We start from the raw sequence: 9,403 nt of genomic DNA, 5'->3' as shown, positions 1-9,403 counted from the left end.
GATCACCGAGCCGGGCTTCATGGCCTTGACCATGTCCTCGGTGATGAGCGTGGGCGCGGCGCGTCCGGGAATGAGCGCGGTGCTGATGACGATGTCGGCCAGCGCCACGCGCTTGGCCACCTCGACCTGCTGGCGCGCGAGCCAGCTCGCGGGCATGGGCCGGGCGTAGCCGCCAACGCCGACCGCGGCTTCCTTTTCTTCGTCGGTGTCGTAGGACACCTCGATGAACTTGCCGCCGAGCGACTCGATCTGCTCCTTGACGCTCGGACGCACGTCGGAGGCCTCGATCACCGCCCCCAGGCGCTTGGCGGTGGCAATGGCCTGCAGGCCGGCCACGCCCACGCCCAGGATGACCACGCGCGCGGCCTTCACGGTGCCGGCGGCGGTCATGAGCATGGGAAAGAAGCGCTGGTACTTGTCGGCCGCCATGATCACGGCCTTGTAGCCCGCGATGTTGGCCTGCGAGGAGAGCACGTCCATGCTCTGGGCGCGGGTGGTGCGCGGCGCGGCTTCGAGCGCGAAGGCCGTGAGGCCGGCCGTGGCCAGGCGCTGCAGGCCGGCCGCATCGAAGGGGTTGAGCATGCCGATGACCACGGTGCCCGGCTTCATGAGCGCGGTCTCGGCATCGCTGGGGGTGCGCACCTTGAGCACCATGTCGGCCGCGAAGGCGGCGTTCATGTTGACGATCTCGGCACCGGCGGCCTCGTAGGCGGCATCGGTGACGCTGGCTGCAATGCCGGCCCCGGACTGCACGCGCACGGTGTGCCCGGAAGCGGCCAGTTTCTTCACCGTCTCGGGCGTTACGGCCACGCGGGTTTCGCCGGCCATTGTCTCGGCGGGCACGCCTATCTTCAAAGTCACAGCGGGGCACCCAGCGAAGCGCGCAGCAATTTCCCAACTGCTGACCGGGGGAGCTTTTCCCGAAACTCGATGATCTTCGGGCGCTTATACGCGGTGAGGTTTGCCTTCATGTGTTGTCTTATCGATTCTTCGGTCAACGCGTCGCTTCGAGGCACCACAACCAGTTTTACGGCTTCTCCAGTGAGCTCATCAGGAACGCCAACAGCCGCGCACTCAAGCACCTGGTCCATTTCGATGGCCACAGCCTCAATCTCGCTGGGATAAACGTTGAAACCGCTCACCAGCATCATTTCTTTCTCCCGGCCGGAAATGCACAGATAGCCTTGTTCATCAATGCAGCCGAGATCGCCGGTAAGGAAAAAACCATCCTTTGTCATGAAACGGGCAGTTTCCTCGTCGCGCTGCCAATAGCCCTTGAACAACTGCGGGCCACGAACCGCAATTTGTCCAATCTTTCCCAATGGGAGGGCTTCAAATTTCTCGTCAAGGATCAACACTTCCGTTGACGGTGCTGGCGGGCCGACGGTCCCTTGGCGAATATTGCCGTGAGGCGGGTTGCAACTCACCGTTCCGGATGTCTCGGAAAGCCCGTATCCCTCGCTGATGGCACAACCCGTTCTTTCGAGCCACCGGGCGGCGATGGGACGTTGCGTGGCCATTCCGCCAGCCGTTGTCACCTTGAGATGTTGCCAATCGACTGTGTCGAACTCGGGATCATTCATCAAGTTGCTGAACAGCGTGTTGATGCCGGGCAGCATGTGAAAGGGGGCTTCACGCAGTTTCGCCAGCATCTTTGCCGAATCACGAGGATCGGTAATCAGGAGCATGGTTCCGCCCAGTTTGATGCTCGCCAGAAGTGTTATGAAGGAAACGATGTGATATAGCGGCAATGCGCATGCGAACACGGGGACTGGTATGTCCGCCAATGCGGGCTGGAACCAGGCGGAGTTCTGAGCTGTGTTGGCCAGTAGGCCTTCATGTGAGAGCATTGCTCCTTTGGAAACTCCGGTGGTCCCGCCGGTGTATTGCAGAACCACGATGTCATGCTTAACCAGCTTGGGCGTTGAGTAGGTCGCGGACATCCCAAGCGAGAGCGCTTGAGGCATATCGACGACTGAGTTGGCGCCGGCACGGTCTGCGCGAAGGCTTTCTCGTGTGGGTTCCAAGGTAACGCGCAGATTGCACAGAATCAAGTGGTCAACCTGGGTCTGGGGGAGGCCGTCCTTCACTGCATCGAACTGGCTCTCGAGCAGTATGGCCGCCTCGGCTTGAGCGTCCGAGACTTGCAGCAGGAACTCCCGAGCGGTGTAGGCGGGATTGACGTTGACCAGTACCATCCCCGCTCGAATCACACCGATTGCCGCTATCACGTACTGAGGGGAATTGGGAAGAGCGACCGCTACTTTTGTGCCCGCTTCGAGTCCCAGCGTCTGCAGATACGCTGCGATTCCCAGGCTCAATGAATCCAGATTTGAATAGCTGAGTTCACTACTCTCGTGACGAATGGCAATGCGATCGCTGAACTGATAAAACAAGCCAGTGAAGAAATCGGCAAGGGTCTGGTACTCCTTCAAGGGCTCGATGGTGTGCGGAACATGAGGCGGATACCATGGCAGCCACGGGCGATTGTTCATGATCGCCCCCGCTACTTCGCAGTTGCAGCAAGGCCAGCGGTTGCCGGGAGCTTGATGAGCATCTTTCCGGTGTTTCCACCCTCAAACATGCGCTGCAGGGCGGTGGGGAAAGTCTCGATCCCCTCGAGCACGTCTTCATAAGACTTGATCCAGCCGGCGGCCAGCCAACCGCGCAACGCATGCAGTGCCTCGGGATAACGCTTTTCATAGTCGAAAATGACAAACCCTTCCATCCTGGCCCTGTTCATAAGCAGAGACATGTAGTTTTTGGGTCCGCTGCCACGGGCCACGTTGTTGTATTGCGAGACAGCCCCACAAACCACAATACGCGCACCGCGGCGAATGCGACCAAGAGCCAGATCGAGTACTTCGCCGCCCACATTGTCGAAGTAAACGTCGACACCTTCCGGGCATGCTTTTGACAACTGAGCACGTGCGTCGGGCTGCTTGTAGTCGACCGCAGCATCAAACCCCAGGTTGTTGACGAGGTGAGCGCATTTTTCTGCGCCCCCCGCAATACCCACGACGCGACACCCTTTGATCTTGGCGATTTGCCCAACAACCGAGCCCACGGCACCTGCGGCGCCGGACACCAGGACCGTTTCGCCGAACCTGACCTTCCCTATTTCCAGAAGACCGAAGTACGCCGTAAAACCCGGAGTGCCAAGGGCGCCCATATAAGCCGTTGCTGGCACGTTGGAGATATCAATCTTCGTCAGATCATCGGGGTCCATGGTCGCGAACTCCTGGACACCAAAAGCTCCCAGTACAGCGTCACCGACGCTGAATCTCGCATCGTCGGACTGCAAGACCAGACCGGCCCCGGCGGCCCGCATGACATCGCCGATGGCGATTGCCTCCATGTAGGACTTACCTTCATTCATCCACGACCGCATGGCAGGATCCACGGAAATGAAGGTGACCGCCACGAGTACCTTTCCTTTTTCCGGTGCCTTTACGGCCGTTTTTACCTGCTGCCAGTCGCTTTCTTTTGGCAGCCCACTGGGCCGTTGCCGGAGAATGAATTGGTTATTGGATAGTTGCGAAAAGTTGGTCATGGGATATCTCCAGAGTTCGGATTGTTTAAAGTTGTCGGCTGGTCGAAAGATTCGCGAATTCAACAACCTGGCTTGCCATCAGTTGAATTTGCTGTACTACGGAGATCGATTGGCAGATGCCCTCGGAATCGAGCGGAGCTTCAGCGATGTTGATGGCGACGCCCATCGGGGTAGGCCATCCTCTCAGCGCATGCACGATCTCCCTCAAGGACGCCATCGTTCCAACCGCCGCCTGCCATCCACCAGCTACGGCCATGCACCCGACCGCTCGTTCGCTGAAATAGGGGCGCTTGTCGCTTCTGGTTTCCTCGGCATAGTCAAGCGCGTTCTTCATGAACCCGGACACGGTGCCGTGATATCCGGGCGAAGCGATGATGATTCCGTCGGCCCTGCGCAGCTCTTTAACAAGCTGCTGTGCGGCAACGTCTGCCGCGGCGCTAGGTTCATAGAGCGGCAAACGAAGCGAACTGGCACCGAGGAAGCTGGTGGTTGCCCCTGCCTTTTCAGCGGCGCTGAGCGCAAGCTGCAGGTAGCGCTCGGCACTTGAACCGGGTCTTGTCCCACCCCCGATGCCGAGGATGCGTGGCGAGGAGTTAGTCATCATGCGGCCTCGAAATGCTGCAGTCGAGATCCGCTTGCAACGGCGGACCAGTACTCGCGGGTTAGTCGGTCCATCAAAGCGGCGGTTGGCTCAATCGCATTGAGCGATCCCACACCATGGCCGGCTGACCAAACCTTCGTCCAACGCTCAATGTCTCCGTTGCGCACCGGCTCTGCGGATTCGAGTTCGTCCGCATTGATGCCGACTGCGGCCAGACTTTTGCGCAGCCAATACGCCGGCACTCCGGAAACGGCTCTGGTCAAGATCAGATCGTCGATGTCCGAATCCAGCAGCATTTGACGGTATGCGTCGCTGGCCATCGACTCCGGGCAGGCGATGAATGCCGTACCCATCGAGGCAAGGTCGGCGCCCAGCGTTTCCGCGGCTCGAATGCCCGACCCATTGATGATTCCCCCACCCAAGACTATCGTCCCGCCGAAAAACTCTCGAATGGCGGGAACCATTGCAAAGGCGCTCATCATCCCGGTATGCCCCCCTGCGCCAGCAGCGACCAGGACAAGCCCGTCGACTCCAAGCGATACGGCCTTCCTGGCATGTTGCACCGAGTTCACATCAGCAAACACCCGTCCGCCATACGAATGCACGCATTCGATGACCTCTTTCGGACTTCCGAGGGCCGTAATGATCAGTGGTGGCCGATAGCGCGCCACTACCTCGAGGTCTTGGTTGAGCCGTTGATAGCTTTTATGCACCAGCAGGTTCACGCCCCACGGCGCATCGGCCGATCCGAGCTGGGTTGAAATCCGATCAAACCACTCGTCCAGGACTTCAACAGTCCTGGCATTCGCCGCGGGAACGGTCCCAATGGCACCTTTGCGGCATGCAGCCACTACCAACTCGACGGTCGACACCAGAAACATCGGCGCGATCAGGAGCGGCAGTTTCAACCGGCTGAGCCAGTCTTCAGGCATTGTCATTTGCGTCCTCAGAGCATTGCGGCGTTCGTCGGAAGGCCGAGATACAGCCGGCCCGTGAGCTCGTACGTGGACTCGCTGACCATCATGTGCTGGGACGCAGTCAAGACATCGCGCAGGCAGCGCTGAAGTTGAGAGTCGTCAAAGATCGAACTGCCACCCGCACAGGAGTACACCCGAGTGACGACTTCGACTGCCTGTTCGCTTGCGTGGGTCGTCGCCAGTCGAAGATCTCGGCGTAGCGCCACAGAAATCTCGCCCGAGTCGGTGGACGCCGACCATGCCCGGTCCACCGCGTCAATCAAGAAGGCGCGAGCGGAGCGAAGCTGGGCTTCCGCCCTTGCGACATGCTGCTGAGTTGAGGCGCGATCGGCCAAAAGACGGGCACTGCCTTGAGGCGTCTTTTTTGTTGCGAGTTCGATCAGGCTGTCGATGGCATGACGTGCGATGCCGAGTGCTACTGCCGCAATGCCCACGCCCAGAATGCAAAACACCGGAAACTTGAACAATGCACCGGGGATTGGTACGTCGGTAAGTATCGATGCGGACAGGCCGGCAGGGACGAATGCATCTTTGACGCTGTATTCATTGCTACCTGTTCCGCGCAGGCCGAGGGTGTGCCAAGTGTCGGCTATCGACACTTGCTCCGCCCTAAAGACCATGGAACGATTTTCCATTGTCCCGTCCGCGAGCTTTTCGGGTTTTCCGTCCTCACCCAAAATCACGCATCCGCCGGTAATGAAATCAGCGTTGTACGAAGCTGAGCCCCACATCCAACTCCCATTCACCAGGAAGCCTGGTACTCCATCGACCACGGTGCGGACCGCAGTCCCGCGCGGCGCGAATACTCCGGCCATTTTGATGTTCGGATTCTCAAATAGTATTTTTGCCTCGGGACCGGGAAGATAGCCCCCGATGATTGTCGATGTATTCGAGATAAACGTGCACCATGCCGCCGCAGAATTGGCTTGCGCCAGCTTTTCTACGACAGCCACGAATGTATGAACATCCGCCTCCAAACCGCCGAATGCACGTGGAATGAACATCCGATAGAGGCCGGCCTGAGCCAGTTTTTCGGCAAGTTCATTTGACAGATGTCGTTCTTTTTCTACTGTGTCGTTGGCCGCTTGCAAGATTGGGCTCAACTCTTGGCATGCATAAAGCAGTTCATCACGCTGCGTCAACTCTGATGGTTCGTAGTCAAACGTCATGGGGTAAGCTTTCGTTTATTGGCGAATTGGCATTTGTGCATTCAAGCGCCGATCACCGCACTTGTGCCGCCATCGACAACAATTGCGTGACCGGTCATGTGTTTTCCGGCTGCAGAGGCCAGCAACAGCGCAGCGCCTTTGAGGTCGTCCGGATCGCCCAGCCTTCCAAGAGGCGTGGTGCTGATAATTCTTTCTTCGCCGAATGCCGCGATCACCCCATCTGCCATCTTGCTTGGGAACAGCCCAGGAGAGATCGCATTTACATTGATCCCATGCTTCCCCCATTCGGCAGCAAGTGCACGGGTAAAGGTGATAACCGCTCCTTTGCTGGTGTTGTAGGCGACGCATTCCATTGGCGCTGGATTCCCGCCGAGCCCGGCAATTGATGCGATATTGATGATGCGACCCCGCTGGCGCGGGATCATGCTTCCCACGGCAGCTTGTTGGCTAAAAAGAAAAAGGCTCCTGATATTCAGGTTCATAACGCGGTCCCATGCTTGAAGCGTGTGGGTCTCAGCCGAGGCACCCCAAGAGGTTCCCGCGTTGTTGATCAAAATGTCCAAGTGGCCGAACGAGTCGAAAGTTTTGCTGCAAACGCGTTGAACTTCGGAGGGGTCGCTCGAGTCGGCCGCAATCCATGAAGCGTCGATCCCGAGGCTTTTCAAATGGGCGGCGGCGGCCTCGAGTTCGGCCTCCTTTCTTGCGGTCAGCATGAGCCGCGCACCCGCACTACCGAGCGCCTCTGCAATTTGGAGCCCGATGCCTCGTGACCCACCGGTAATGAGAGCGGTGGATCCTTCAAGATCGAAGAGCGTGTTGGAATAATGATTCATGATTTTTACTCCGAGTGGAGAAGTTGTGGCCAAATTTTTTTGGCCTAACGAAGTCCGTCCTCGCTCAGGGGCGAGACATCCGACATGTGGAGGGTCTGGAAACTTCTTCGGCGGTGAACTCCCGAACAGGAGCAAATGTCTTACCCGTGCCTTCAGCACTGTAAGGAACTTGAGCACTTACGCTGGTCCAGACAGTGACGAACAAAGGCTGCTGGAGCTGGTGGTCCGATTTTCTCATTTCAACCATGCCATTGAAGCCTTTGAATTTGGCTCCCTCCATTTGCTCCGCTACGCGAATTACGTCTGTGGATTGCCCCTGTTGAATTGATTTGCTCAACAATTCGAAGACCAGGGCGACACCATGTGTATAAAAATCTTCGTTGAATCGCTTCTGGAATTCTTTCATCCAGACGTTCATTTGACCGCCCATGTTGTAGTGGCTGTAGGCCACCTGAAACACGCGGTTGTCATCAACTTGGCGGAGCGCGGTTGGGGTGCCTGCGACGACGGCATAGTAGGTATAGAAAGTGCCTTTCCAGCCACTTTCTTCTGCGGCCTTGATCAGCAGTGAAAGGTCTGTTCCCCAGCTTCCTGTAATGATCGTGTCCGCCCCGGAAGCGCGAACTTTTGTCATGTAGGGTGAAAAATCACGTATTTGCGCGAGTGGATGGCGGTCATCTCCAACGATTTCGACGTCAGGCCGCTTCGCCCGCAAACCGGCCTTGGCGGCCTCTGCGATCTGGATGCCGGAGGAATAATTCTGGTTGATCAGGTAGACCTTCTTGACCGATGGCCGGTCTTTAATGAAGCTTGTCAACGCCTCCATTTTCATTGCGGTGTCGGCCTCGAAGCGAAAGTGCCAATAGCTGCAGTTGTTGCCAGTCAATTCCGGGTCGGTCGCGGCATGATTCAGGTAAAGGACTTCTTTCCCTGGATTGCGTTGATTGTGCTTTTCGATCGCGCTGATCAGCGCCAGCGCCGGCGCCGAGCCGGTGCCTTGCGCAATGAAACGAATATCCTGATCCATCGCACTCTTCAGCGCGCCGAGGGTTTCGGTTGGACTCAATTTGTTATCGAAGCCGACGATCTCGAATTTCACGCCGGCTGGATTGGAGGCGCTGAATTGTTCCGCCAAGTACTGATAGGACTTCAGCAGGCTTGTGCCTACGGAACCCATCAGCCCCGACAAGGGTTCGATCACTGCGATCTTCACCACTTGGCCCTTCAGCACCGGCTTCTGGTTTTGCGCGAGTGCTTGTCCCGAAACACCCAACCCAGCCACTGCCCAGGTCGCGATGCGGGCAAAGTGCCTCCGCGTGAAGGTTGTTGGTGTCATCTGAAAAGTACTCCAAGTGGATAAGTTTCGGTCCGGCTAATCTAGCCGCCGACGGGGCGGGCGGAACTAGTACTTACCCGAGAACAGTCGCGCAGGTGATCAAGGCAGGGCTCCACCTGATCCACAACTCGGTGCCCTGATCCGGCCCTCGAGCCCAAAAGGTCTGGCCGAGGGTGCGAATCCCGAAGTTTCAGTAGCCGGAATCGCGGTGGCTCGAGGGCCGACGCGACGGCCTAGTGCGCGGGGTGCGGAGGGCCGTGGCCTCAGCAGCGCGCAAGACTCGTGGGAGCCGTGCGTGCTCTCCATCTCATCGTGCAGCGTTGATCTTTGGTGCTGTGTGGCTCGCGAGGCGGAACTGCACGCTGCCACTGTGACGGCGAGGGCTTCACCGCGCCTGACCTCTACGGTAACCGGCAAGCCAATCGCATGGTCCTTGGGCGAGACGGTCTCGCTATGCAGGCGGCAGCAGAGTCAAGGCTGCTTCCGCCGCCCTGCGACGCAGATGACCCGTCGCGTGAACACCTAAATGCATTTGTGCTCGGGCACTACGCCGGCGCTTGGGCGATGGAGAAAGGGGCACATCGACCTGGCGTTCCCGGGCAAGTGGTCAAGCAGCAAACGGGACGTTTGCCCATCGGCTGCGTGCCGCAGAGTCGGAAACTGACGCCCATGCTCTCAGCGACGAGCAACTCAGGGGCTTCGGCGAGGCCGAACTGCGCGGCTGGCGCATGACTGCCAGTCCAGACCACCGAGCGCGGCACGAAGTCGTACTCAGGCGAGCCCAGCTTACGCAAGCCGGGAGCGAGATGCTGATGCGGACTCAAGCACATCCGAAGACATGGGCGAGAAGCTCGAGTACATGCCAGATTTGTCCGCGGTTCTACCACCAGAGGCCCGATGATCGAAAGTCCTCTTCTGCTAAGCTGAGGATCCA

8 protein-coding genes are annotated in these 9,403 nt (G+C 58.4%); all 8 read right to left on the bottom strand.

What is annotated here, in order from left to right:
* Positions 1 to 855, bottom strand: an 855-nt coding sequence (locus AC1DSC_RS31030) for an NAD(P) transhydrogenase subunit alpha (protein WP_478131997.1), incomplete at its 3' end; no start/stop codon positions are given.
* 2 nt (positions 856 to 857) lie between these two features.
* A complete protein-coding gene (locus tag AC1DSC_RS31025) occupies positions 858 to 2,495 on the bottom strand; it encodes an AMP-binding protein (RefSeq protein WP_412512583.1) in 1,638 nt (545 codons plus the stop codon).
* Between the two features lie 11 nt (positions 2,496 to 2,506).
* Positions 2,507 to 3,553, bottom strand: a complete 1,047-nt coding sequence (locus tag AC1DSC_RS31020) for an NADP-dependent oxidoreductase (protein WP_412512582.1) — start codon at positions 3,551 to 3,553, stop codon at positions 2,507 to 2,509.
* 25 nt (positions 3,554 to 3,578) lie between these two features.
* On the bottom strand, positions 3,579 to 4,154 hold the full coding sequence (locus AC1DSC_RS31015; RefSeq protein WP_478131996.1) for an NADPH-dependent FMN reductase: 576 nt from the start codon (positions 4,152 to 4,154) through the stop codon (positions 3,579 to 3,581).
* Complete coding sequence (locus tag AC1DSC_RS31010) at positions 4,154 to 5,092, bottom strand: NAD(P)H-dependent flavin oxidoreductase (protein ID WP_436301148.1); 939 nt, start codon at positions 5,090 to 5,092, stop codon at positions 4,154 to 4,156. The genes AC1DSC_RS31015 and AC1DSC_RS31010 overlap by 1 nt, the downstream gene beginning before the upstream one ends.
* Before the next feature lie 8 nt (positions 5,093 to 5,100).
* The gene (locus tag AC1DSC_RS31005) at positions 5,101 to 6,300 is read right to left on the bottom strand and encodes an acyl-CoA dehydrogenase family protein (protein ID WP_412512579.1); all 1,200 of its coding nucleotides are present in this window, start codon (positions 6,298 to 6,300) and stop codon (positions 5,101 to 5,103) included.
* 41 nt (positions 6,301 to 6,341) lie between these two features.
* Complete coding sequence (locus AC1DSC_RS31000) at positions 6,342 to 7,133, bottom strand: SDR family oxidoreductase (RefSeq protein WP_412512578.1); 792 nt, start codon at positions 7,131 to 7,133, stop codon at positions 6,342 to 6,344.
* Positions 7,134 to 7,197: 64 nt separating this feature from the next.
* On the bottom strand, positions 7,198 to 8,469 hold the full coding sequence (locus tag AC1DSC_RS30995; protein WP_412512577.1) for a branched-chain amino acid ABC transporter substrate-binding protein: 1,272 nt from the start codon (positions 8,467 to 8,469) through the stop codon (positions 7,198 to 7,200).
* Between the last annotated feature and the right edge of the window lie 934 nt (positions 8,470 to 9,403).

The organism is Variovorax sp. 01N425 (genome assembly GCF_056399465.1).
Note: the sequence above shows the minus strand (reverse complement) of the source record. Positions and strands in the feature narration are given on the sequence as shown.

Coding starts and splice junctions, on each gene's coding strand:
- AC1DSC_RS31020 (WP_412512582.1), bottom strand. CDS start 3,553: ATGACCAACTTTTCGCAACTATCCAATAACCAATTCATTCTCCGGCAA.
- AC1DSC_RS31010 (WP_436301148.1), bottom strand. CDS start 5,092: ATGACAATGCCTGAAGACTGGCTCAGCCGGTTGAAACTGCCGCTCCTG.
- AC1DSC_RS31025 (WP_412512583.1), bottom strand. CDS start 2,495: ATGAACAATCGCCCGTGGCTGCCATGGTATCCGCCTCATGTTCCGCAC.
- AC1DSC_RS31000 (WP_412512578.1), bottom strand. CDS start 7,133: ATGAATCATTATTCCAACACGCTCTTCGATCTTGAAGGATCCACCGCT.
- AC1DSC_RS30995 (WP_412512577.1), bottom strand. CDS start 8,469: ATGACACCAACAACCTTCACGCGGAGGCACTTTGCCCGCATCGCGACC.
- AC1DSC_RS31005 (WP_412512579.1), bottom strand. CDS start 6,300: ATGACGTTTGACTACGAACCATCAGAGTTGACGCAGCGTGATGAACTG.
- AC1DSC_RS31015 (WP_478131996.1), bottom strand. CDS start 4,154: ATGACTAACTCCTCGCCACGCATCCTCGGCATCGGGGGTGGGACAAGA.